15 protein-coding genes, 2 tRNA genes and 1 pseudogene are annotated in these 24370 nt (G+C 67.9%); 14 read left to right on the top strand and 4 right to left on the bottom strand.

What is annotated here, in order from left to right:
- The first annotated feature begins 89 nt into the window (after positions 1–89).
- Both AC2W7K_RS02345 and AC2W7K_RS02340 read left to right on the top strand, forming a co-directional pair.
- Complete coding sequence (locus tag AC2W7K_RS02345) at positions 90–1595, top strand: dicarboxylate/amino acid:cation symporter (RefSeq protein ID WP_249121056.1); 1506 nt, start codon at positions 90–92, stop codon at positions 1593–1595.
- A gap of 212 nt (positions 1596–1807) precedes the next feature.
- Positions 1808–1878 (top strand) — tRNA-Gly (locus tag AC2W7K_RS02340).
- 451 nt (positions 1879–2329) lie between these two features.
- On the opposite strand, the gene AC2W7K_RS02335 is transcribed toward AC2W7K_RS02340, so the two are convergent.
- Positions 2330–2414 (bottom strand) — tRNA-Leu (locus tag AC2W7K_RS02335).
- A 137-nt stretch (positions 2415–2551) separates the two neighbouring features.
- Here AC2W7K_RS02335 and AC2W7K_RS02330 point away from each other — a divergent pair.
- Positions 2552–3175, top strand: coding sequence for an ANTAR domain-containing response regulator (locus AC2W7K_RS02330; protein ID WP_232623608.1), 624 nt, complete (start codon positions 2552–2554; stop codon positions 3173–3175).
- 229 nt (positions 3176–3404) lie between these two features.
- On the opposite strand, the gene AC2W7K_RS02325 is transcribed toward AC2W7K_RS02330, so the two are convergent.
- Positions 3405–3863: a hotdog fold thioesterase gene (locus AC2W7K_RS02325; RefSeq protein WP_211979175.1), complete on the bottom strand. Its 459-nt coding sequence runs from the start codon at positions 3861–3863 to the stop codon at positions 3405–3407.
- A gap of 43 nt (positions 3864–3906) precedes the next feature.
- Between AC2W7K_RS02325 and AC2W7K_RS02320 the strand changes: the two genes are divergently transcribed.
- The 3 genes from AC2W7K_RS02320 to AC2W7K_RS02310 all read left to right on the top strand — a co-directional run bounded on the left by AC2W7K_RS02320 (position 3907) and on the right by AC2W7K_RS02310 (position 7240).
- Entirely contained in the window at positions 3907–4695 is a 789-nt protein-coding gene (locus AC2W7K_RS02320; RefSeq protein WP_486005702.1) for a 5'-3' exonuclease, read from the top strand.
- Positions 4593–6575 (top strand): DNA polymerase I, encoded by a 1983-nt coding sequence (gene polA, locus AC2W7K_RS02315; RefSeq protein ID WP_486005701.1) that lies wholly within the window; start codon positions 4593–4595, stop codon positions 6573–6575. Before AC2W7K_RS02320 ends, polA begins: the two co-directional genes overlap by 103 nt.
- Positions 6576–6670: 95 nt before the next feature.
- The gene (locus AC2W7K_RS02310) at positions 6671–7240 is read left to right on the top strand and encodes a maleylpyruvate isomerase N-terminal domain-containing protein (protein ID WP_486005700.1); all 570 of its coding nucleotides are present in this window, start codon (positions 6671–6673) and stop codon (positions 7238–7240) included.
- A 300-nt stretch (positions 7241–7540) separates the two neighbouring features.
- Here AC2W7K_RS02310 and AC2W7K_RS02305 read toward each other — a convergent pair whose 3' ends face one another.
- A complete protein-coding gene (locus AC2W7K_RS02305; RefSeq protein WP_137824113.1) occupies positions 7541–8380 on the bottom strand; it encodes a class I SAM-dependent methyltransferase in 840 nt (279 codons plus the stop codon).
- Positions 8381–8586: 206 nt separating this feature from the next.
- Here AC2W7K_RS02305 and rpsA point away from each other — a divergent pair.
- The 5 genes and pseudogenes from rpsA to AC2W7K_RS02280 all read left to right on the top strand — a co-directional run bounded on the left by rpsA (position 8587) and on the right by AC2W7K_RS02280 (position 16481).
- A pseudogene (gene rpsA, locus AC2W7K_RS02300) lies at positions 8587–10064 on the top strand (30S ribosomal protein S1).
- Entirely contained in the window at positions 10042–11910 is a 1869-nt protein-coding gene (locus AC2W7K_RS02295) for a hypothetical protein (RefSeq protein WP_376871089.1), read from the top strand. The pseudogene rpsA and the gene AC2W7K_RS02295 overlap by 23 nt, the downstream one beginning before the upstream one ends.
- A gap of 38 nt (positions 11911–11948) precedes the next feature.
- Positions 11949–12923 carry a dephospho-CoA kinase gene (gene coaE / locus AC2W7K_RS02290; protein ID WP_211979178.1) on the top strand — a complete coding sequence of 325 codons (975 nt, stop codon included), beginning with the start codon at positions 11949–11951 and terminating at the stop codon, positions 12921–12923.
- Positions 12924–12969: 46 nt separating this feature from the next.
- Positions 12970–15105 (top strand): excinuclease ABC subunit UvrB, encoded by a 2136-nt coding sequence (uvrB, locus tag AC2W7K_RS02285; RefSeq protein ID WP_232623606.1) that lies wholly within the window; start codon positions 12970–12972, stop codon positions 15103–15105.
- Between the two features lie 311 nt (positions 15106–15416).
- A complete protein-coding gene (locus AC2W7K_RS02280; protein ID WP_211979179.1) occupies positions 15417–16481 on the top strand; it encodes a TerC/Alx family metal homeostasis membrane protein in 1065 nt (354 codons plus the stop codon).
- A gap of 115 nt (positions 16482–16596) precedes the next feature.
- Here AC2W7K_RS02280 and AC2W7K_RS02275 read toward each other — a convergent pair whose 3' ends face one another.
- On the bottom strand, positions 16597–16887 hold the full coding sequence (locus tag AC2W7K_RS02275; protein ID WP_211979180.1) for a YciI family protein: 291 nt from the start codon (positions 16885–16887) through the stop codon (positions 16597–16599).
- A 71-nt stretch (positions 16888–16958) separates the two neighbouring features.
- Between AC2W7K_RS02275 and AC2W7K_RS02270 the strand changes: the two genes are divergently transcribed.
- The 3 genes from AC2W7K_RS02270 to uvrC all read left to right on the top strand — a co-directional run bounded on the left by AC2W7K_RS02270 (position 16959) and on the right by uvrC (position 24280).
- Complete coding sequence (locus tag AC2W7K_RS02270) at positions 16959–19472, top strand: DEAD/DEAH box helicase (RefSeq protein WP_211979181.1); 2514 nt, start codon at positions 16959–16961, stop codon at positions 19470–19472.
- 73 nt (positions 19473–19545) lie between these two features.
- A complete protein-coding gene (uvrA, locus tag AC2W7K_RS02265) occupies positions 19546–22425 on the top strand; it encodes an excinuclease ABC subunit UvrA (protein WP_211979182.1) in 2880 nt (959 codons plus the stop codon).
- Positions 22418–24280 (top strand): excinuclease ABC subunit UvrC, encoded by a 1863-nt coding sequence (gene uvrC, locus AC2W7K_RS02260; protein ID WP_486005699.1) that lies wholly within the window; start codon positions 22418–22420, stop codon positions 24278–24280. Before uvrA ends, uvrC begins: the two co-directional genes overlap by 8 nt.
- The last annotated feature ends 90 nt before the right edge of the window (positions 24281–24370 follow it).

Genomic DNA, 24370 nt, shown 5'->3' with positions numbered 1-24370 from the left:
CGGAATTCGACGGATTGCTCAACAGTTGTGCAGTGAGTTGAGTTTTCCACGGGCGCCGCTGTGCCCGTGCCACCGTCGAAAGGAACCATATGAGACTGCCGGCTTGGTCGAAGTCGTTCGGGGTGCAGGTGACGATCGCGCTGATCGCCGGTGTCGTCCTCGGGCTCGTCGCCCGTTCGTGGGGACCTGTGAGCGAGACGCAGGACAACTGGCTGGGGACGACGCTCGAGACCATCGGGTCCTCGTACGTCACCCTGCTCAAGGCGGCCGTCGTGCCGCTCATCATCACCGCGATCATCGCGAGCATCGGCAACCTGCGCAAGGTGACCAATGCCGCGAAGCTCGCCGTGTCGACGCTGCTGTGGTTCGCGCTCACCGCGCTCATCGCCGTCATCATCGGACTCATCATCGGCGTCGTCATGCAGCCCGGCGCGCACGCGGACGCCGCGTCCCTGCAGGGCGGGGCGCCGTCGAGCGAGGGCAGCTGGATCGGCTTCCTCACCGGGCTCATCCCGGTGAACTTCCTCGGCCTCGAGGTCGCGACGGCACCTGATGACACGGGCGCGCTGGCCTCGGAGGTCAACTTCAACGTCCTCCAGCTCATCATCGTCTCCGGTGCGCTCGGCATCGCCGCGGTCAAGGTGGGCAAGGCGGCCGAGCCGTTCCTCGAATTCGCCGAGGCGGCCCTCGCCGTCGTCCAGAAGGTCGTGTGGTGGATCGTGCGGATCGCCCCGATCGGCACGCTCGGCCTCATCGGCAACGCCGTGAACTCGTACGGCTGGTCGACGATGGGATCCCTGCTGTGGTTCGTCGTCGCCGTCTACATCGGACTCGCGATCGTCTTCTTCGTCGTCTACCCGCTGCTCGCCCGCGTCAACGGACTCTCCGTGCGCCAGTACTTCTCCGGTGTGTGGCCGGCGACGCAGATGGGCTTCGTCTCCCGTTCCTCGATCGGGACGATGCCGGTGACGCAGAAGGTCGCGACCGACAACTTCGGCGTCCCGCAGGGGTACGCGGCCTTCGCCGTGCCGTTCGGGTCGACGACGAAGATGGACGGCTGCGCGGCCATCTACCCGGCGATCGCCGCGGTGTTCGTCGCCCAGTTCTTCGGCATCGAGCTCGGACCCATCCAGTACCTGCTCATCATCTTCGTCTCCGTCATCGGGTCGGCCGCGACCGCCGGGACGACGGGTGCCACGGTCATGCTCACCCTCACGCTGTCGACGATCGGCCTGCCGCTCGAGGGTGTGGGACTGCTGCTCGCGATCGAACCGATCGTCGACATGGGCCGTACCGCGCTCAACGTCTCCGGTCAGGCGCTCATCCCGGCGATCGTCGCGAAGCGCCACGGCATCCTCGACGTCACCCGGTACGACGCGAAGCGCATCGACGGCTATGTGCCGGTGACCGAGGACGTCGCTGACGGTGCCAGCGCGGACGGTGTCTCGGGTGCGGACGGCGCCACGGGTGCGGTTGCTCCGGTAGCCGGTGGCTCGAACGTCGTCGGCGATGCGCAGAAGTCCGTCGCCGACTCCGGAACTGCGGGTGCTGCTGGATCCGCTGCCGGGGCGCGGACTGAGAGCTCGCGCGTCTGAGATCTCGCGGGACTGAGATCTCCTGCTGCGCCCGCCCCTGAACGGGGGCGTCCGCTTGAGTGAGCACCATCGACCGTCCGGCCTCCGGGCCGGACGGTCGCGTGCGTTCTGCACGTCCGCGACACGCGCCTCACCGCAGATCGGTGTCTCGATTCGCGCGTCGACTGCGCATAGTCGCCTGACATCGGCTACATTGGGAGATGTTCCACTTCGCGGGTGTAGTTCATCGGTAGAATGAGACCTTCCCAAGGTCTAGAGGCGGGTTCGACTCCCGTCACCCGCTCTCATCGCTCGAGGCCCTGTTCGCCGCTTGAACTCAGGGACTCCTGGCTTCCGGCAAGTGCTCGTTGTCAAGTTTTCTGAAATCCTCGCACCCCCGGCGCACCTCGTTGGTCTCGCGCTCTCTCTGCGGTCCCCGACTCACTGCATGAATCGCGTGTGCGCCACCTCGGCGGCGATTGTGCGCCACGCCCATGGCGAAAATGAGTGCGATTTCGCCATGACCCTGGCGCAGAACCTCAGGGGCCGTCATCTACCTGGCGCAGAATCCCAGGGGTCGCCATGAGCTTGGCGCGAAATCACGAGTCTGCGGAGGCCACTGGTGTCAATTGCACGAAGCTCCGCAAGCGTACGGATGCACTGCTGCTGAGTCGTGCCGAGAGTGGCGTCTGTGCCGACCCGAAAGTGCTGAACGTGCCGCGATATCGCAGGCGCGATGCAGGGACACGTCGCCGTGGTACCGGATGTGGGACTCGAACCCACACGTCTTTCGACAACGCATTTTGAGTGCGCCGCGTCTACCGATTCCGCCAATCCGGCTCGTCGAGAACACCGTTCCCGACATCGACAACTCTACGGCAGGGCACGCGGCATCGCCCAATCGCCTTGCCCCATGGGTGGCTGTCCTCACAGGGGAAACGGCTGATGCGCAGGCATGCCTGGTCTAGACTGGTGCCGTGCTTTCCAACAGCGAACAACCCACCGCAGATGAATCCGTGCCCGTCCGCCGCGTCGTCGTGGCCGAAGACGAGGCCGTGATCCGTCTCGACATCGTCGAAATGCTCCGCGAAGTCGGCTACGACGTCGTCGGTGAAGCCGCGGACGGCGAATCCGCGATCCGGCTGGCCGAAGAGCTGCGTCCCGACCTCGTCGTCATGGACATCAAGATGCCGATCCTCGACGGCATCGCCGCGGCCGAGCGCATCGCCAAGGCCCGCATCGCCCCCGTCGTCCTCCTCACCGCGTTCTCGCAGAAGGAACTCGTCGAGCGCGCCCGCGACGCCGGAGCGATGGCCTACGTCGTCAAGCCCTTCACCTCGGCCGACCTCATCCCGGCGCTCGAGATCGCGCTGTCGCGCCACGCGGAGATCAGCTCGCTCGAATCCGAGATCTCCGACCTCACCGAGCGCTTCGAGACCCGCAAGCTCGTCGAGCGCGCGAAGAGCCTCCTCCAGACCTCGATGGGTCTGAGCGAACCCGAGGCCTTCCGCTGGATCCAGAAGACCTCGATGGACCGCCGTCTGACGATGCGCGAAGTCGCCGAAACCGTCCTCAAGCAGATCGGCGCGAAGAAGGACTGACACCTTCCCATCGGGCGGTTGCCGGCTGATCGGCGCCGACCCCGGCTCACGTTGAGACGACTCGGCCCCGGACGCGGAGAGAACCGCGACCGGGGCGTCGTGCGTGCGGAAACGATCACCGCGCCGAGGCGGTCGACCGCCTCGGCGCATCACGGTGAGCGCTGCCCATCCGGCAAGCATTGCCCACCCGGTGAGCGGTGCCCACCCAACGACCCGACCGCCGGGCGGCCTACTGCGCCTTCGAGGCGAGGATCATGTTCGTGATCCGCACGATCGAGAGCAGCCGACCCTCCTCGTCGGTCATCCTCACCTCGTGGGACATGAGCGTGCGGCCGCGGTGGAGCACCTCGGCGCGCCCGGTGACGAGCTCTCCGCGCATCGCCCGCAGATGGGTGGCATTGAGGTCGACGCCGACGACGTTCTTCCCGCCGCTGGTGAGGAACGCATGCATCGAGGCGAGCGATTCCGCGAGGACGACGTGACCGCCGCCGTGGAAGAGGCCCATCGGCTGCGTGTTGCCTGCGACCGGCACGGTCGCGCTCATCCAGTCGAAGCCGATGCCGGTGAACGCGATGCCCATCCGGTCGGCGAGCCCACCCCCGGCGCCCTGGGCGTTGAGCTGGTCGAGCAGACCCTTAGCCTCGTCCTCGGTCGTCTCTGCTGTCAGCGATACGTGCGGAACCACCATCGATCTCCTTCTCATGTCCGTGATGAACGCTAGGCTAAGGCATGTGAGTCACGCTAACGAATCCCTCCTGCTCATCGACGGTCACTCGCTGGCCTACCGCGCCTTCCACGCCCTCCCGGCGGAGAACTTCTCCACGAGCACCGGCCAGACGACGAACGCGATCTTCGGGTTCATCTCGATGCTCATCAACGTCCTCCGCGACGAATCGCCGAGCCACGTCGCCGTCGCCTTCGACCTCGGCCGGGAGACGTTCCGCCTCGAGGAGTACCCGGAGTACAAGGCGGGGCGGGCGAAGACCCCGCCGGAGTTCCACCCGCAGATCGACCTCATCAAGGACATCGTCACCGCCATGGGCATCCGGGTCGTGACGAAGGAGGGCTTCGAAGCCGACGACGCGCTCGCGACGATGGCGACAATGGGCACCGAGGCCGGCGCCGCGGTCGAGGTGATGACCGGGGACAAGGACTCCTTCCAGCTCTCGACCGACACCGTGACGATCCTCTATCCCAAGCGCGGGGTCAGCGACCTCGTGCGGATGACGCCCGAGGCGATCGAGGAGAAGTACGGGGTCACCCCCGCCAACTACCGGGGCCTGGCCGCGCTCGTCGGGGAGAAGGCCGACAACCTGCCCGGCGTGCCCGGAGTCGGGGACAAGACCGCCGCGAAATGGCTCAAGGCCCACGGCGACCTGCCCGGCGTGCTCGAGCACGCGACGAGATCGGCGGCAAGGTGGGGGAGAAGCTGCGCGACCACATCCCCGAGGTCGAACGCAACTACCGCCTCAACCGGCTCCTCGACGACCTCGACCTCGGCCTCGACTTCGCCGACCTGAAATGGGGCGAGGGCGACCCGGCCGAGCTCAGCAGCCTCTTCGACCAGCTCGAGTTCCAGGCCCTCGGCAAGCGCCTGGCGGCGATCTTCGGCGACGCCGCGACCCCGGAGGCGGCGGAGTCCGCCCCCGCCCGGGAGGTCGAGATCGCGACGGTCGCTGTGCCCGCCCTCCTCGACTCCATCGCCGAGGCGGATGTCCTCGCGCTCGACACCGACGGGACGTACGAACTCGGACACGGCGATGTGCGCTTCCTCGCGGTCTCCGCCCAGCCGGGGACCGCCTCGGTGGTCGACCTGGGAGAGGCGAGCGACGCCGACCTGGCCGCCCTTGAGGCCGCCCTGCGGAAGGCCGCGCTCATCTTCCACTCCTCGAAGGTGCAGATCAAGGCCCTGCGCTCGGTGGGCATCGACCTCACCGACGTCGCCGGGGACACGGCCCTGGCCGCGTACCTCCTCGTGCCCGACCAGCGCAGCTACGAACTGCGCGACATCGCCGCCGAGCGCGCCGGCATCGACCTCGCCCCCGCCGAAGCGAAGGACGGTCAGCTCGCCCTCGACCTCGACACCGACGCGACCGCGCGCACCCACGGCGCCAACGCCGCGGCCCTGCTCGAGGTCCACGAGATCCTCGCGACGGCCATCGACGAGGCGAACATGACCCAGGTCTACCGCGACATCGAGTTGCCGCTCGTGCCCGTCCTCGCCGGCATGGAGCTCGCCGGCATCGCCATCGACGAAGCGGGGCTGGCCGAACTCGTCGAGGACTTCACGAAGCAGGCGCAGGCAAGTGCCGAACTCGCGTACGAGGCGATCGGCCACGAGGTCAACCTCGGCTCCCCGAAGCAGCTCCAGACGGTCCTCTTCGACGAACTCGACATGCCGAAGACGAAGCGGACGAAGACGGGATACACGACCGACGCGGATGCGCTGGCCGAGCTCTTCGTCAAGACCGAGCACCCGTTCCTCCAGCACCTGCTCGCCCACCGCGACGCGACGAAGCTCAAGCAGACCGTCGTCGGCCTCGGCAAGACCGTCGCCGAGGACGGGCGCATCCACACGACGTATCAGCAGACGGTCGCGGCGACCGGCCGCCTGTCCTCGCTCGACCCGAACCTGCAGAACATCCCCGTGCGCACGGAGTCGGGCCGGCGCATCCGGGAGGTCTTCGTCGCCGACCCGCACGTGCCGGGCGGACTGCTCCTCACCGCCGACTACTCGCAGATCGAGATGCGCATCATGGCGCATCTGTCCGGGGACGCCGCGCTCATCCAGGCGTTCAAGGACGGCGAGGACCTCCACTCCTACGTCGGCTCGAAGGTCTTCTCCGTCGGCATCGACGAGGTCGATGCGACGATGCGCTCGAAGGTCAAGGCGATGTCGTACGGCCTCGTCTACGGACTCTCCGCATTCGGACTGTCGAAGCAGCTGGCGATCGGCGTCGATGAGGCCCGCGGTCTCATGGACCAGTACTTCGAGCGCTTCGGCGCCGTCAAGGACTACCTCGACGAGATCGTCGAGCAGGCCAGGGACAACGGCTTCACCGAGACGATCATGGGCCGCCGGCGCTATCTGCCGGCACTCCACAGCGACCGCCGGCAGCTGCGGGAGATGGCCGAGCGCGCGGCGCTCAACGCCCCGATCCAGGGCTCGGCGGCCGACATCATGAAGATCGCCATGCTCAAGGTCGCCGACCGCCTCGAGGGCTTCCGATCCCGGATGCTCCTCCAGGTCCACGACGAGATCATCGTCGACCTCCACCCCGAGGAGGCCGACGAGGTCAAGGCCATCGTCACCGAGGAGATGGGATCGGCGTACGAACTCGACGTCCCGCTCGACGTCAACGTCGGCACCGGCGCCTCCTGGCACGCCGCCGCCCACTGAGTCTGGCATGCCGCCGCCCACTGAGGGCGGTGTGGCGTGGGCACGAGCAGGATCGTGCGCCGAGGTGGTGGTCCGAACCTGGCTAGACTGTCGACATGGACGGGCGATTGACCGAGAACTTCGCCGAGGCGGCCTGCTGGGTCGAGTCCCTCGTCGACCGCATCGACCCGCGCGCATGGGACGGACCCGGCCTGGGCGACTGGAGTCTCCGTGCCCTCGTCGGTCACACGAGCAGGTCACTGCTCACCGTTGAGGCCTACCTGGTCGCTCCCGCCGACGAGGTGGCGCTCGAGAGCCCGGAGGCCTACTTCGCCTTCGTCGCCACGCAGACGAGCACCGATCCGGGCGCCGTGTTCGAGCGGGGCGTCGCCGCCGGTGAGGCCCTCGGCAGCGACCCCGGGCGTGCGCTGAGCGCGATCGCCGACCGGGTCATCCCGCTCGTTCAGTCGGCTGAGGACCGCGTCATGACGACCGCCGCCGGCCCGATGCTGCTCAGTGCCTATCTGCCGACGCGGACGTTCGAACTCACCGTGCACGTCTCGACATTGCCGCGGCTGCCGCAATCACCGCCTCGGCGCCGGACGGTCCCTTGGTCGAATCGCTCGGTATCGCAGCCCGACTGGCTGCCCTCGGAGGCGACGGAGAGCGCGTGCTCCTGGCGCTGACGGGCAGAACCGCGCTCGGAGACCGTTTCTCCGTCCTCGACTGACGAGGTCCTCGACCGAGGTTCGCGGCCGCCCCGCTCTCGATCTCGCGGCAGCGCGGAAATCGCGTTGGCGCGCTCTCGATCAAGCCGGAGCACGGATAGCGGCCCGTGCACGACCCGCTATCCGCGCTGCCCCTTGATCGAGGGGCAGCTGCCGCGTGATCGACGGAAGTTCGCGCCGAGGCGGTCCGGCGGCCCGGCAGTCGCGTAGTAGGGGCACGGGTCAGGCCCCGGGCAGAATTCAAACCTCGGGCAGAGGTCAGGCCTCGGGCAGGGTTGTCGAGAAGATCACGGTGCCGGGCATGAGAGCACCGCGCAGGGGCGACCAGCCGCCCCACGCCGTCTCGTTGGAGTCGGGCCACTCGGGTTCGGTGACCGCGTCGATCCGGAAGCCGGCGGCCACGAGGAGGCTCACCCAGTCGCCCATCGTCCGGTGGTGCTCGGCGTAGACGGGCTGACCGTCGGCGGCGATCTCGACGTACGGGGTCCGGTCGAAGTACGAGTACTCGACGGTCAGCCCGTTCTCCCCGGGCACGTCGGGGAACATCCAGCGCATCGGATGCGTCGTCGAGAACACCCACTTCCCGCCGGGACGGACGACGCGGGCCACCTCGGCGAGGACCACCTCGGCGTCCTTGACGAAGGGGAGGGCCCCGTACGCGGAGAACGCGATGTCGAAGCTGTTCGAGGCGAACGGCAGCTGGCGGGCATCGGCGCGGACGAACGTCGGGGGAGTGGCGTCGGCGCTCAGCGGATTCTCCCGCTGCAGGCGCGAGGCCTGCTCGAGCATGCCCGCGGAGACGTCGATGCCGGTGGCGATCGCCCCCTCCTCGGCGAGCCAGCGGGAGCACTGGCCGGCCCCGCACCCGACCTCGAGGATCTGGCGGCGGGCGACGTCACCGAGGAGATGGACGTCGGATTCGTGAATTCCCTCGGGACACCAGATGAAATCGGAGGCGCCGAGGAAGCTGCCGTGCTCGGCGAGGTAGTCCTCGGCGGAGTTGTCCCAATAGCTGCGATTGGCGCGCACTGACGCCTCTTCGTCGATGGGCAGGTACCCGCCGCTGATGACCTCTGTCGAATAGCTTCCGTCGCTCATGAGTCCTCCGCGGTCGAACGGGCAGATCACCTCGGATTCCGAGGGTGCATTCACGCCCTGAATGATGCTAGTATTGACAACCGTATGTGCGTATGCATACAAGTCCATAATCGTAATCGAGACCGGATGCGATTCCCCACAGGCTGTGTCACAGCAGATCAAGGGTATCGGATCCGGGACACAATTCCATCGGAGTCCCTACCTATATGACCACCACCACGCCGGAATCGGTGCAGCCGAAGCAGGTCGCTGTCAATGACATCGGAACCGCTGAGGACTTCCTCGCCGCCGTCGACGAGACGATCAAGTACTTCAACGATGGCGACATCGTCGAAGGCACCGTCGTCAAGGTCGATCGCGACGAGGTCCTCGTCGACATCGGATACAAGACGGAAGGCGTCGTCCTTTCGCGTGAACTCTCCATCAAGCACGATGTCGATCCCGGCGAAGTCGTCGAGGTCGGGGACCCCATCGAGGCACTCGTTCTCCAGAAGGAGGACAAAGAGGGCCGTCTCATGCTGTCGAAGAAGCGTGCGCAGTACGAGCGCGCCTGGGGCGACATCGAGAAGATCAAGGAAGAGGACGGGGTCGTCACCGGCACCGTCATCGAGGTTGTCAAGGGCGGCCTGATCGTCGACATCGGCCTCCGCGGCTTCCTCCCCGCCTCGCTCGTCGAGATGCGTCGCGTCCGCGACCTCGCCCCCTACATCGGGCAGCAGGTCGAGGCGAAGATCATCGAGCTCGACAAGAACCGCAACAACGTCGTCCTCTCGCGCCGCGCCTGGCTCGAGCAGACCCAGTCCGAGGTCCGCCACGACTTCCTCCAGACCCTCCAGAAGGGTCAGGTCCGTCCGGGCGTCGTCTCCTCGATCGTCAACTTCGGTGCCTTCGTCGACCTCGGTGGTGTCGACGGACTCGTGCACGTCTCGGAGCTGTCCTGGAAGCACATCGATCACCCGGGTGAGGTCGTCACCGTCGGTGACGAGGTCACCGTCGAGGTTCTCGACGTCGACATGGACCGGGAGCGCGTCTCGCTCTCGCTCAAGGCGACGCAGGAAGATCCGTGGCAGCACTTCGCCCGGACCCACGTCATCGGCCAGATCGTGCCGGGCAAGGTCACCAAGCTCGTTCCGTTCGGTGCGTTCGTGCGCGTCGAGGACGGCATCGAGGGCCTCGTCCACATCTCCGAGCTCGCCGTGCGCCACGTCGACCTCCCGGAGCAGGTCTCTCCGTCGACGAGACGATCTACGTCAAGGTCATCGACATCGACCTCGAGCGCCGCCGCATCTCGCTCTCGCTCAAGCAGGCGAACGAAGGCGTCGACCCCGAGGCCGAAGAGTTCCTCGACCCCGCTCTCTACGGCATGCCGCAGGAGTACGACGAGGACGGCAACTACAAGTACCCCGAAGGCTTCGACCCCGAGACCAACGAGTGGATCGAGGGTTTCGAGGCGCAGCGCGAGGTCTGGGAGCAGCAGTACGCCGCCGCCCAGTCGCGCTGGGAAGAGCACAAGAAGCAGGTCGCGAAGGCGATTGCCGCAGACGCCGAGGCCGGCGCCGCGGAATCGGGCTCCGACGCCGCTCCCGCCACCGGGTCCTTCTCCTCCGAGGAGTCGGGCGACGAAGGCACGCTCGCCAGCGACGAAGCACTCGCAGCCCTGCGTGAGAAGCTTGCAGGCAGCTGACATCAGCGCAGTGAAGGGCTCCCGGCCGACAGGTCGGGAGCCCTTTGCATTGGCGCGACTGCGACCCTGGGCGTGGTACGCCCTCGCCCTCACGCTCGGCAGCATCACCGTCTTCGGCGGGGTCGCCGCCGACCCGGGCGGCACCGTGTCGGCCGGCAACGACGACTCCTCCCTGTTCATCTGGTGGCTCGGCCACGGCGCCGAGGTGCTCGCGGGCCTCCTCGGCTTCGGCGGGGGTCTCGCCGGCACCGGCGACGGCTTCCTCTACACCGAGGCGATGAATGCGCTGGCCGGCGGCGTCAACGGCGCCTGGAACACCTCGCTGACCGGCATCGCCATCCTCCTCGCCCCGCTGACGTGGGTGGCCGGGCCGATCATCGCCTACAACGCCCTCATCCTCAGCCTCCCGGTGCTCAACTCGCTGGCGTGCGCGATCCTCTTCCGCCGGTTCCTCAAGCGCGGACCCGCGTTCGCGGCCGCGGCCGGCATCGGCTTCTCCTCCTACGTCATCGCGCAGCTCTCGGGCCACCCGAACCTCGCGTTCGCCGTCACCCCGCCGCTCGTCGCCGCCCTCGTTCTCGCGCTCCTGTCCGGTCCGCGCACCGGCCGACCTGGCGGACGCCGCTTCTGGCTGCTCAGCCTCGGCCTCGGCGTCGTCCTCGGATTCCAGTTCTACGTCTCCACCGAGGTGCTCGCTGGGACCTTCCTCGCGTTCCTCTGCTTCCTCGCCGCCCTCATCGTCTGCGGCCGTTCCCTGCTGTCGCCGGCCGGCTGGCTGCGGCTGGGAGCCGGCGGCCTCCTCGGCGCCGGCATCGCCCTGCTCGCGGCCCTGCCGCTGCTGATGACGATGGCCGGGCCCAACGCGCCGTCGGGGGCGATCCGTCCGCACGGCGTGTGGAACACCGATCTCCTCGACCCCATCGTGCCGGGCCTGCCGACGCTCTTCGGGACCGGGGAGTCGCCGCTGCCGCGCGTCATGGACCTCGACGGCGCGGAGATCGGCGCCTACGTCGGCCTCCCCGCGCTCATCGCCGCGGCCCTCATCATCCTCACCCTCGGACGGCGGGGGAGATGGGTCGTGCCCGTGCGCATCGCCGCCGTCTCCGGGACCCTCGTCTTCCTCCTCTCCCTCGGATCGCCGGTCCTCCTCGCCGGTCAGCCCCTCCTCGGCGCGGGACCCTTCGCCCTCGTCGAGGCGATCCCGGTCCTCAACAACATCCTGCCGATGCGCCTCGTCCTCCATTCGACGATCGCGCTCTGGGCGATCCTCGGCTGCGGGCTGCAGTGGGCGCTCGAGCGCCGCAGCACCCGGGCGGGCATCGGCATGCTCGCCCTCCTCGCCGTGTCCGCCGTCGTCGTCCTGCCCGGCGCCCAGCCGACCCGTGAGGTCTACGTGCCCGACTTCTACACCGGATCCATCGCCGAGGTGATCCCGGAGGGGGCCGTCGTCAAGACCCTCCCGCGCCCGCTGGCCTGGGCGGCTCCGCACGCGGACGAGGCGATGGTGTGGCAGTCGGTGGCCGATTTCCGCTACCGGGAGACCGGCGGGTACTTCATCGGCTCGAGCCCGAGCTCGCCGATCATCTACTCCGCACCCGAGGACGACCTCGATGCCGCGCTGCGGGCGACGATCTTCAACGGCGCCCCGGTGCCTGCCGCCTCCGATCCGGCCGTCACCGCCGGGGTCGAGGGCCTGCGCGCCGATGGCGTCGACTTCGTCGTCCTCGCGCCCGAGGCGCCGCTGACCCCGGGCGGGACCGGTGAGCTCGAAGGCCTCCTCGATGCCGCGCTCGGGGAGCCCGTGTTCTCCGGTGAGGGCGTCGTCGTCTACCGGGTGAGTCGGTGACGCCGTTCGCTGAGGACGCGGTTCGCTAAGCTGGCCCCATGCTGAGAATCGGACTGACCGGGGGGATCGGCGCGGGCAAGTCGACGGTGGCGAACCTCCTCGCCGCCCACGGTGCGGAGATCATCGACGCCGACGTCATCGCCCGGGAGGTCGTCGCCCCGGGGGAGCCGCTCCTCGACGCCCTCGCCGCCGAGTTCGGGCCCGCGATCCTCGCCGCCGACGGCAGCCTCGACCGGGCCCGGCTGGCCGCCGTCGCCTTCGCCGACGCAGAGTCGACGAAGCGCCTCGGCGAGCTCATGCACCCGGTCATCCGGGATCGAACGGCCGGCCGCTTCGCCGCCGCGGACGCCGAGGTGGTCGTCCACGATGTGCCCCTCCTCGTCGAGAACCACATGGAGGTCGGGTACCACCTCACGCTGCTCGTCGACGTCCCCGCCGCGGTGCGCCTGGACCGGCTCGCCGAGACCCGAGGGATGGACCGGGCCGATGCCGAATCCCGCATCGCCCGGCAGGCCACGGACGAGGTGCGCCGCGCCGCCTGCGACGTCCTCATCGACAACACGGGAACGCCGGCCGCCACCGCGGAGATCGTCGACGCCCTCTGGGACTCCCGGCTCGCCCCCTTCGCCGCGAACCTCGCCGCGCAGCGTCCCGCCGCGCGCAGCGGCGACGACCGTATACGGCGCCGGGAGGGCGACGCGGAGCGGCTCGTCGCGAAGCTGCGCCACGGCACGGGGGAGACGCACCCGATCACCGCGCAGGACACCGCCCCCGATGCCCCGCTCTCCTTCGTCCTCGACGCCGGGGACGCCCGGACCGCCGAGGCGCTCGCACCGCAGCTGACCGCGCTCGGGTTCCCGCCCGCGGAGTCCGGAGGCGACACCGGAGTGCGGGCGAGTGCCGATCCCGGCCAGCCCGCCGAACTCCGCGTGCGCACGACGGCCGGGGATGCGGGGGCGGCGGTGGGCGCGGAACCGGTGGGCGCGGAAGGAGCCCGGGACAGCGCGGAATGACCGTCCCGCCCAGTGCCGTGTCAGGGCCGAGGTCTAGGCTGGGGGCATGAGCGAAACCCGTCCCCTGCCCGCGATCGGGCACCGCCCGGACGTCACCCGCACGGTGGCGCCCTTCGAGGTCGTCTCCGAATACTCCCCCTCGGGCGATCAGCCCACCGCCATCCACGACATCTCCGACCGCCTCGAGTCGGGAGAGCGCGACATCGTCCTCCTCGGCGCGACCGGCACCGGCAAGTCGGCGACCACGGCGTGGCTCATCGAACAGGTGCAGCGTCCGACGCTCATCATGGCGCCGAACAAGACGCTCGCCGCGCAGCTGGCCAACGAGTTCCGCCAGCTGCTGCCGAACAACGCCGTCGAGTACTTCGTCTCCTACTACGACTACTACCAGCCCGAGGCGTACGTCCCGCAGACGGACACGTTCATCGAGAAGGACTCGTCGATCAACGACGAGGTCGAGCGGCTCCGGCACTCCGCGACGAATTCGCTGCTGACCAGGCGCGACGTCGTCGTCGTCTCGACCGTCTCGTGCATCTACGGCCTCGGCACGCCCGAGGAGTACGTCGACCGGATGGTCACCCTCCACAAGGGGCAGGAATGCGACCGCGACGAACTCCTCAAGCGGTTCGTGTCGATGCAGTACTCGCGCAATGACATGGCCTTCACCCGCGGCACCTTTCGGGTGCGGGGCGACACGGTCGAGATCATCCCGCAGTACGAGGAGCTCGCCCTGCGCATCGAGTTCTTCGGCGACGAGATCGAATCCCTCCAGACCCTCCACCCGCTCACCGGGGAGATCGTCCGTGACGAGGACACGATCCACGTCTTCCCCGCCTCCCACTACGTCGCCGGGGAGAACCGGATGGGGCGGGCGATCAGCGAGATCGAGGACGAGCTGCAGTCGCGGCTGAGCGAATTCGAAGCGCAGAACAAGCTCCTCGAGGCCCAGCGCCTGAAAATGCGCACGAGCTACGACCTCGAGATGATGGAGTCGATGGGCTTCACCTCGGGCATCGAGAACTACTCCCGGCACATCGACGGACGCCCTGCGGGGTCGGCCCCGAACTGCCTGCTCGACTACTTCCCCGAGGACTTCCTCCTCGTCATCGACGAATCCCACGTCACCGTGCCGCAGATCGGCGGCATGTACGAAGGCGACATGTCCCGCAAGCGCACCCTCGTCGAACACGGCTTCCGCCTGCCGAGCGCGATGGACAACCGGCCGCTGAAGTTCGACGAGTTCCGCGAGCGCGTCGGACAGACCGTCTACCTGTCGGCGACCCCCGGCGACTTCGAACTCGAACGGTCGGAGGGCACCGTCCAGCAGATCATCCGCCCGACCGGTCTCGTCGATCCCGAGGTCGTCGTCAAGCCGACGAAGGGCCAGATCGACGACCTCCTCGACGAGATCAGGACACGGGTCGAGAGGAACGAGCGCGTCCTCGTCACGACCCTGACGAAGAAGATGGCCGAGGATCTCACCGACTACCTCCTCGAGCACGAGATCCGCGTCCAGTACCTCCACTCCGACGTCGATACGCTGCGCCGCGTCGAACTCCTCACCGAGCTGCGCGCCGGTGAGTTCGACGTCCTCGTCGGCATCAACCTGCTCCGCGAGGGCCTCGACCTGCCGGAGGTCTCGCTCGTGGCGATCCTCGACGCCGACAAGGAGGGCTTCCTGCGCTCGGCGACCTCGCTCATCCAGACGATCGGACGCGCGGCCCGCAACGTCCACGGCGAGGTCCACATGTACGCCGACACGATCACCCGGTCGATGCAGGAGGCGATCGACGAGACGAACCGCCGTCGCGAGATCCAGATCGCCTACAACGAGGAGCACGGCATCGACCCGGCGCCGCTGGTCAAGAAGATCGCCGACATCACCGAGCGCCTGCAGCGCGAGGACGCCGACACGCGCGAGCTCCTCACCGAATTCGACTACGGCAAGGGCAAGCGCGGCTACAACTCGACGCTCACCGACGAACAGCGGCAGGCCGCTTCGAGCGGCGGCGGCTCGCTGCGGCCACCGGCCGCCGATCTCACCGAGCTCATCGAATCCCTGACGACGCAGATGCATGCGGCGGCCGCGGAACTCCAGTTCGAACTCGCCGCGCGGCTGCGCGATGAGCTCTCCGACCTCAAGAAGGAGCTGCGGGCGATGAAGGAGGTCGGCCACGCGTGAGCCGGCCGCCGCGCGTGCTGCGTGCCCGGCGGCCACGCGGCAGGCGGGCTTGACGGGAATCCCGTCCGCGTCCTGAGAGGCGGATGCGCACAATCGCGGCAACCCGACTATACTGGTGAGGCTGGCGAAAGGGAGTATCCCGTCCATCCGTGCTCGTCACCACGACCCGTCTGCGGGTCCGGGCACGGAGCGCACGCCGCCGCAGGCTCGCCCGCCGCACCGCGAACATCGCGGTCGGCCGACGACTCCGCGGTCACAGCGTGGGAGAGACTTTCGACACGGGTACAGTCCGTCATCACGAAAGGCCCCAATTGGATACCCTGTCCTCCACCCTCGCCGCCGGCGGCAATGCCGCTGCATCGACAGGAGCAGTCATTCCCGGCTGGTTCATGATCACCTCCGGGATCATCGTCGTCGCGATCCTCATCTTCGACCTCCTCCTCGTCATCAAGCGCCCCCACGTCCCCTCGATGCGCGAGGCCGGCATCTGGGTCGCGTTCTACGTCGCCCTCGCCCTGGCCTTCGCCGGTTCGCTCTTCTGGATCGGCGACGCCCAGCACGGCAGCGAGTTCCTCACCGGTTGGCTGCTCGAGTACTCCCTGAGCATCGACAACCTCTTCGTCTTCATCATCATCATGAGCAGCTTCCAGGTGCCCCGGAAGTACCAGCAGGAAGTCCTCATGGTGGGCATCATCATCGCCATCATCTTCCGCGGCATCTTCATCCTCGCGGGAGCGGCGATCATCAACGCCTTCGTCGAGGTCTTCTTCCTCTTCGGCCTCTTCCTCCTCTTCGTCGCCTACCGTCAGGCCTTCAGCAGCGACGACGAGGGCGACGGCGAGAACGCGCTCATCCGCTTCCTCCGCAAGCGGATCAACGTCGTCGACGAGTACCACGGCAACAAGCTGCGCGTCGAGCTCGACGACGGCAAGAAGTACTGGACGCCCATGTTCATCGTCTTCCTCGCGATCGGCTCGACGGACGTCATGTTCGCCCTCGACTCGATCCCCGCGATCTTCGGTGTCACACAGAACGCGTTCCTCGTCTTCACCGCGAACGTCTTCGCCCTCATGGGTCTGCGCCAGCTCTACTTCCTCCTCGGCGGACTCGTCGACAAACTCGTCTACCTCCACTACGGGATCGCGGCGATCCTCGCGTTCATCGGCGTCAAGCTCTTCCTCCACGCCCTCCACGAGACCGATGTGTCGTGGCTGTCGTGGGGCAACTCGGTGCCCGAGGTCCCGACGTGGCTGTCGCTGACGTTCATCGTCGTCGCCATGGTCGTCGCGACACTCGCCTCGCTGTGGAAGATGAAACGCGAGGGCAAGTCGTTCCGGGACGCCGGAGCGACCGAAACGGAAGCCAAGCAGGACTGAGCCCCCGCTCCCGCAGGCGGCACGCGCCGCAGCGGAGACAGCAGTGCGCGGGTGCCCCCGTCAGCGGTGGGCACCCGCGCACTGTGTCGTTCGGACGGGCGAGTCCGGGAGCGGCTCAGTCCTCGGCGAACGCCCCGAACATCGGATTCCACTCTCGGATCCGGGTCTCGGCGATGACACCGAGGTCGTGGTACGGATCGCCGGTGAGCATGTCGCGGGCGGCATCCTGATCGGCGGCGCTGACGAGCAGCAGGCCGCCGGGCTGCTCATCGTCGGTGAACGGGCCGGAGGCGAGCATGGCACCGGACGCGTTCTGCGCGGCCTGCCACTGACGGTGTGCGGGCCTGTGCGCGAGACGCGTCTCGGTGTCGGGGCCATAGACGTAGGTGACGGCGAAAACCGGCATCTGCCACTCCTTGAGGGATTCGAGGTCAATAGGATGGACATCAGTCTAGAGCGAAAGGTCAGTGCACAGTGGTGACGAGGCTGCAGGAGATTCCGGCGGAGTTCGCCGACGAGGATGCGATCTTCGAGGCGTTCGCCGAGTACTGCCGCGAACTGGGGATCGAACCCTACCCGGCGCAGGAGGAGGCGATGCTCGCGATCCTCTCCGGGGACAACACGATCGTCGCCACCCCGACGGGGTCGGGGAAGTCCCTCGTCGCGCTGTTCGCGCTCTACTGCTCGTTCACCCGCGGCATCCGGGCGTACTACACCGCACCGCTCAAGGCGCTCGTCAGTGAGAAGTTCTTCTCCCTCATCGACGCGTTCGGGCCCGAGAACGTCGGCATGATCACCGGCGACTCGACGGTCAACGGCGATGCGCCCGTCATCTGCGCGACCGCGGAGATCCTCGCCAACCAGGCGCTGCGCGAGGGAGGACTCCTCGACGTCGGCATGGTCGTCATGGACGAGTTCCACTACTTCGCCGATCCCACCCGCGGGTGGGCCTGGCAGGTTCCGCTCCTCGAACTCCCGCAGGCGCAGATGGTGCTCATGTCGGCCACGCTCGGGGAGACGGCGGAGATCCGGGCGACGATGACGGAGACGACGGGCCGCGACTCCGCCCTCATCACCTCGGCGTCGCGTCCCGTGCCGCTCGAATACGAGTACTCGACCGAACCGCTCTCCGACACCCTCCGCGCCCTCGTCCGCCACGACCGGGCACCCGTCTACGTCGTCTCGTACTCCCAGGCCGGTGCGATCGACCTCGCCACGGGCCTGCTCTCGGTCGATCTCGCGAGCAAGGAGCAGAAGGCGAGGATCGCCGAGGAGATCAGGGGATTCACGTTCTCGAAGGGATTCGGCCAGACGCTGCGCCGGCTCCTCCTCCACGGCGTCGGCGTCCACCATGCCGGGATGCTTCCGAAGTACCGCCGCCTCGTCGAGCAGCTCGCCCTCAAGGGCGTCCTCCTCGTCATCTCCGGCACCGACACCCTCGGGGTGGGCATCAACGTGCCCATCCGCACCGTGCTCCTGACCGGGCTGACGAAGTTCGACGGGCGGCGGATGCGCAAGCTCAGCGTCCGCGAGTTCCAGCAGCTCGCCGGGCGGGCCGGTCGCGCCGGCTTCGACACCCGCGGGTTCGTCGTCGCCCAGGCCCCCGAGCACGTCATCGAGAACCTCCGCGCCGAGGCGAAGGCCGCCGGCGATGAGAAGAAGCGGAAGAAGGTGAAGAAGAAGTCCGCACCCGCCGGTTTCGTCGGGTGGTCCGAGGAGACCTTCGCCAAGCTCATCGAGTCCGCGCCGGAATCCCTGCGGTCCCGGATGCGCATCGACCATTCGATGATCCTCAACCTCATCGCCCGCCCGGGATCCGATGTCTCGACGATCAGCCGGTTCATCGATGAGACGCACGAGAGCCGCGAACGGCACCTCGACCTCAAGCTCACGGCGCTGAAGATCGGCCGTTCCCTTTTCGACGCCGGACTCATCGAGCGGCGCGGGACCGAACTCGTGCCGACGGAGGACCTCGGTCCCCAGTTCGCCCTCAACCAGCCGCTCGCCCCGTTCGTCCTCGCCGGACTCGACCTCCTCGACCCCGATTCCCCGACGTGGGCGCTCGACGTCGTCTCCCTCGTCGAGGCGACCACCCCGGTGCCCTTCGCGATCCTCAAGGGCCAGCTCGACCGGATCAAGCGGGAGACGCTGGCCGAACTCAAATCCGAGGGCCTCGAGTATCCGGAGCGGATGGCCATCCTCGACGAGGTGACCGGGCCGAAGCCGTTGGCCGAGATCCTCGAGCCCGCGTTCGACCACTTCCTCCTCGCCCACCCGTGGCTGCGGGCCGGCGACTTCGAGCCGAAGTCGATCGTGCGCGACATGGTCGAGCAGGCGATGGGCTTCACCCAGTTCGTCGGCTACTACGGTCTCGCCCGTGCCGAAGGCAGCCTCCTGCGCTACCTTACCGACGTCTACCGGGCGCTGACCCACAACGTCCCGGCCGACCGGCGCGGGGAGGAGCTCCAGGACATCATCGAATGGCTCGGGGAGACGGTGGCCCGCACCGACTCCTCCCTCCTCGACGAATGGCGCACCCTCCAGGGACTGAGTCCCACGGACTTCGGCGACGAGGAGCTGCCCGACCTCGACCGCGCGTTCTCGGCGAACACGAAGCTCTTCACCGCCGAGATCCGCAATGCGATGTTCCATCGCGTGCTGCTCGCCGAACGCGCGGACTACGCCGAGCTCGGCCGCCTCGACGCGGAGTCCGGGTTCGACGAGAAGGCCTGGGAGACCGCGATCGAGGACTTCTACGACGAATACGGCGACCTGCTCGTCGACCAGACCGCGCGGGGACGGGAATATATCGACATCGTTCCCGGTTCGACCACCTGGAGTGTGCGTCAGATCCTCGCCGATCCCGACGGCAACCGCGACTGGGCGATCGATGCCGAGGTCGACGTCGCCGCGAGCGATGAGACCGGGGACATCGTCGTGCGCATCCTCGCCGTCGGAGAGATCGCCGAGAACCATGTCAGGGCCGAGTGAGACACTCCTCGCAGGCGCTGCCTCCTCCCGCCGCGACCGTCATGTCAGGACCGAGTAATACAGTGGACAGGTGATGAAAACGAACAGTGCGAACAGCGCGCAGAACCCCTCCGGCGTGTCCCACCTCGACACGCTGTGGGTCAAGGGCGCCCGCGCGCACAACCTCAAGAACGTCGAGATCGCGCTGCCGCGCGACTCCATGGTCGTCTTCACCGGACTCTCGGGGTCGGGCAAGTCGTCGCTGGCGTTCGACACGATCTTCGCCGAAGGACAGCGCCGGTACGTCGAATCCCTGTCGTCGTACGCCCGGATGTTCCTCGGCCAGATGGACAAACCCGATGTCGACTTCATCGAAGGGCTCTCCCCGGCGGTGTCGATCGATCAGAAGTCGACCTCGCGCAACCCGCGGTCGACGGTCGGCACGATCACCGAGGTCTACGACTTCCTCCGCCTCCTCTGGGCGCGCATCGGCGTGCCCCACTGTCCGATCTGCGGCGAGATCATCACGAAGCAGACCCCGCAGCAGATCGTCGATCAGCTCCTCGAGCTGCCGGAGCGGACGAAGTTCCTCGTCCTCGCGCCCGTCGTGCGCCTGCGCAAGGGCGAATTCGTCGACCTCTTCACCGACCTGCAGGCGAAGGGCTTCTCCCGTGCCATCGTCGACGGTGAGCAGATCAGCCTGAGCGACCCGCCGACCCTGGACAAGAAGTACAAGCACACGATCTCCGTCGTCGTCGATCGCCTCGTCGCGAAGCCCGGCATGCGCCCGCGTCTCACGGACTCCGTCGAGACCGCTCTCGGACTCGCCGACGGCCGCATCGACATCGACCTCGTCGACGAGGGCGTGACCCGCACGTTCTCCGAGCACATGTCGTGTCCGAACGAGCATCCGCTGACGATCGACGAGATCGAACCCCGGACCTTCTCCTTCAACTCGCCCTTCGGCGCGTGCCCGACGTGCGACGGCATCGGCACCCGGCTCCAGGTCGATGAGAGCCTCGTCGTCCCCGACGAGGACCTCAGCCTCGGCGCCGGCGCGGTCGCTCCGTGGTCGGGCGGCAAACAGGTGTCGAAGTACTTCAACCGCCTGCTCACCGGTCTCGGCAACGAGCTCGGCTTCACGCTCAAGACCCCGTGGAAGGACCTCACGAGCGCACAGCGCACCGCGATCCTCACCGGCAAGGACTACGAGGTCCACGTCAAGTACCGCAACCGCTTCGGGCGGGAGCGGACGTACTCGACGGGCTTCGAGGGCGTCTTCCAGTACATCCAGCGCAAGCACGACGAAACCGAGTCCGACTGGTCGCGTGAGCGCTACGAGTCGTACATGCGCGAGATCCCGTGCGCCTCGTGCAACGGCACCCGGCTCAAACCCGAGGCCCTCGCCGTCAAGGTCGGTGACCGCTCGATCGCCGAGGTGGCTGAGCTCGCCCTCGACGAGGCGGCCGGCTTCCTCTCCGGACTCGAGCTCAGCGGCCGTGACGCGGCTGTCGCCGCGCAGGTGATGAAGGAGATCAACGCCCGCCTCGGCTTCCTCCTCGACGTCGGCCTCGAATACCTCAGCCTCAACCGCGCCGCCGGGACCCTGTCCGGCGGTGAGGCCCAGCGCATCCGCCTGGCCACGCAGATCGGCTCGGGCCTCGTCGGCGTCCTCTACGTCCTCGACGAGCCCTCGATCGGCCTCCACCAGCGCGACAACCGCCGTCTCATCGACACGCTCATCAAGCTCAAGGACCTCGGCAACACCCTCATCGTCGTCGAACACGACGAGGACACCATCGGCGCCGCGGACTGGATCGTCGACATCGGCCCCGGTGCCGGCGAGCACGGGGGAGAGGTCATCTACTCCGGTCCGGTCCCCGGGCTCAAGGACGCCGAGCGCTCGATCACCGGTGCCTACCTCGACGGACGCAAGTCCATCGCGATCCCCACCGTACGCCGGCCGATCGACCCCGAACGGATGGTCACCGTCGAGAAGGCGAGCGAGAACAACCTCCGCGACCTCACCGTCTCCTTCCCGCTCGGCGTCCTCACCGCGGTCACCGGGGTGTCCGGGTCCGGCAAGTCGACGCTCGTCAACGAGATCCTCTACACGCAGATGGCGAACGTCCTCAACGGCGCGTCCCGCGTGCCCGGTCGGCACAAGCGGGTGACGGGGCTGGAGAACCTCGACAAGGTCGTCCACGTCGACCAGTCGCCGATCGGCCGCACCCCGCGGTCGAACCCGGCGACGTACACCGGCGTCTTCGACCACATCCGCCGGCTCTTCGCCGAGACCGAGTCCGCGAAGGTCCGCGGCTACCAGCCGGGCCGCTTCTCCTTCAACGTCAAGGGCGGCCGCTGCGAGAACTGCAGCGGTGACGGCACGATCAAGATCGAGATGAACTTCCTCCCCGACGTCTACGTCCCCTGCGAGGTGTGCGGGGGAGCCCGGTACAACCGGGAGACGCTCGAGGTGACGTTCAAGGGCAAGACGATCGCCGAGGTCCTCGACATGCCCATCGAGGAGGCCGCGGAGTTCTTCGCCGCGATCCCCGCGATCTCCCGGCACCTGTCGACCCTCGTCGACGTCGGCCTCGGCTACGTCCGGCTCGGACAGCCGGCGACGACGCTCTCCGGCGGTGAGGCGCAGCGCGTCAAGCTCGCCGCCGAACTCCAGAAGCGCTCCCGCGGTCGCACCGTCTACGTGCTCGACGAGCCGACGACCGGTCTCCACTTCGAGGACATCTCGAAGCTCCTCCACGTCCTCCAGGGGCTCGTGGAAAAGGGGAACTCCGTGATCGTCATCGAGCACAACCTCGATGTCATCGCGAACTCCGACTACGTCATCGACCTCGGCCCCGAGGGCGGTCGCGGCGGCGGTCAGGTCGTCGCCGAAGGCACCCCGGAGGAGGTCGCGAAGAACCCCGCCAGCCACACCGGGCGCTTCCTCGCCGAGATGCTCGATGCCTGATCCCGCGAGCTACCGTCCGGCCACCGGCAGCATTCCCACCTCGGCCGGGGTCTACAAGTTCCGTGACCCCGACCGGCGGGTGATCTACGTCGGCAAGGCGAAGAATCTGCGGAACCGGCTCAACTCGTACTTCGCCAACCCCGCGCAGCTGCACCCGCGGACCTCGACGATGGTCCACACCGCCGCCTCGGTGGAATGGACCGTCGTCGACACCGAGGTCGAGGCCCTCCAGCTCGAGTGGACGTGGATCAACGAATTCAATCCGCGGTTCAACGTCATGTTCCGCGACGACAAGTCCTACCCCTATCTGGCGATCACGATGAACGACGAGGTGCCCAGGGCGTTCATCACCCGCGGCAAACGCCGCCGGGGCGTGAAGTACTTCGGCCCGTTCGCCCAGGTGTGGGCGATCAGGGACACCCTCGATCTCCTCCTCAAGGCGTTCCCCATGCGCACGTGCACCCCGGGGGTGTTCCGCCGTGCCGAACGCAGCGGTCGGCCGTGCCTGCTCGGGTACATCGACAAATGCGCCGCCCCGTGCGTCGGCAAGATCAGCATCGACGAGCACCGGGACCTCGCCCGCAGCGTCGTCGACTTCATGTCCGGCAACACGGGGCGCTTCATCAGCGAGCGGAAGAAGGAGATGGCCGCCGCCGCCGCCGACCTCGACTACGAACAGGCGGCACGGCTGCGCGACGAGCTCACCGCGCTGCAGAAGGTCCTCGACAAGTCCGCCGTCGTCCTCTCCGTGTCCGCCGACTGCGATGTCTTCGCCCTCGTCACCGAGGAGCTCGAAGCCTCCGTCCAGGTCTTCCACGTCCGCGGCGGCCGCATCCGCGGCCAGCGCGGGTGGATCATCGAACGCTCCGACGACCACACCCCGGCCGAGCTGACCACCGACTACCTCCGGCAGGCGTACACGGGACTCGACGCCGATGCGATCCCCAAGGAGATCCTCGTCGACACCGTGCCCGCCGACCTCGACTCGCTCGAAGCCTGGCTGAGCGAACAGCGCGGCGCCAAGGTCACCGTGCGGGTGCCCGAACGCGGCGAGAAGAAGGCCGTGCTCGAGACGGTGACGAAGAACGCTAAGGAAGCGCTCGTCCAGCACAAGCTCAAGCGCTCCTCCGACCTGACGACCCGCAGCACCGCGCTCAAGGAGATCCAGGAGCACCTCGACCTGCCCGAGGCGCCGCTGCGCATCGAGTGCATCGACATCTCCCACACCCAGGGCTCGAACGTCGTCGCCAGCCTCGTCGTCTTCGAGGACGGCCTGGCGAAGAAGCGCGACTACCGGCACTTCGCGATCCACGGCGAGGCGGCGACCGACGACACCGCCTCGATGTACGACGTCGTCTCCCGGCGCTTCAGCCGCTACCTCGAGCAGATGGCCTCCGACGAACCCGACGACCGCTTCGGGTACCGTCCCAGCCTCCTCGTCGTCGACGGCGCCGGACCCCAGGTCGCGCGCGCGACCCGGGCGCTGCACGACCTCGGAATCGTCGACATCTCCGTCGTCGGCCTCGCCAAGCGGCTCGAGGAGGTCTGGGTCCCCGACGACCCGTTCCCCGTCATCCTCCCGCGCAACTCCGAGGGACTCTTCCTCATGCAGCGCCTGCGGGACGAGGCGCACCGCTTCGCGATCACCTACCACCGGTCGAAGCGGGCGAAGGCGATGACGAGCTCCGTCCTCGATGAGATTCCCGGCCTCGGCGAGGCGAAGCGGACGGCACTCCTCAAGCACTTCGGCTCGGTGAAGCGGACACGTGCGGCCAGCGTCGAGCAGCTCTGCGAGGTCAAGGGGATCGGGCCGGCCCTGGCGGAGAAGATCGCCGCGGCCCTGCAGACGGACTGAACCCCACCATCCCGAGCTGAACGGGCACTGAGATCGGCGCCCCACAGGCGTGCTCTACAGTAGTGTTCGATATGAGCGACCGTGCGCGGT

This window comes from Brevibacterium sp. LAARM2_SD2 (genome assembly GCF_057364785.1).
This window is presented reverse-complemented; position numbering and strand designations above follow the sequence as displayed.

Excerpts from the sequence above, each read along its gene's own strand:
- AC2W7K_RS02325 (WP_211979175.1), bottom strand. The coding sequence starts at position 3,863 with ATGGTGGTTCCGCACGTATCGCTGACAGCAGAGACGACCGAGGACGAG.
- AC2W7K_RS02345 (WP_249121056.1), top strand. The coding sequence starts at position 90 with ATGAGACTGCCGGCTTGGTCGAAGTCGTTCGGGGTGCAGGTGACGATC.
- uvrA (WP_211979182.1), top strand. The coding sequence starts at position 19,546 with ATGAAAACGAACAGTGCGAACAGCGCGCAGAACCCCTCCGGCGTGTCC.
- coaE (WP_211979178.1), top strand. The coding sequence starts at position 11,949 with ATGCTGAGAATCGGACTGACCGGGGGGATCGGCGCGGGCAAGTCGACG.
- AC2W7K_RS02305 (WP_137824113.1), bottom strand. The coding sequence starts at position 8,380 with ATGAGCGACGGAAGCTATTCGACAGAGGTCATCAGCGGCGGGTACCTG.
- uvrC (WP_486005699.1), top strand. The coding sequence starts at position 22,418 with ATGCCTGATCCCGCGAGCTACCGTCCGGCCACCGGCAGCATTCCCACC.
- uvrB (WP_232623606.1), top strand. The coding sequence starts at position 12,970 with ATGAGCGAAACCCGTCCCCTGCCCGCGATCGGGCACCGCCCGGACGTC.
- AC2W7K_RS02275 (WP_211979180.1), bottom strand. The coding sequence starts at position 16,887 with ATGCCGGTTTTCGCCGTCACCTACGTCTATGGCCCCGACACCGAGACG.
- AC2W7K_RS02310 (WP_486005700.1), top strand. The coding sequence starts at position 6,671 with ATGGACGGGCGATTGACCGAGAACTTCGCCGAGGCGGCCTGCTGGGTC.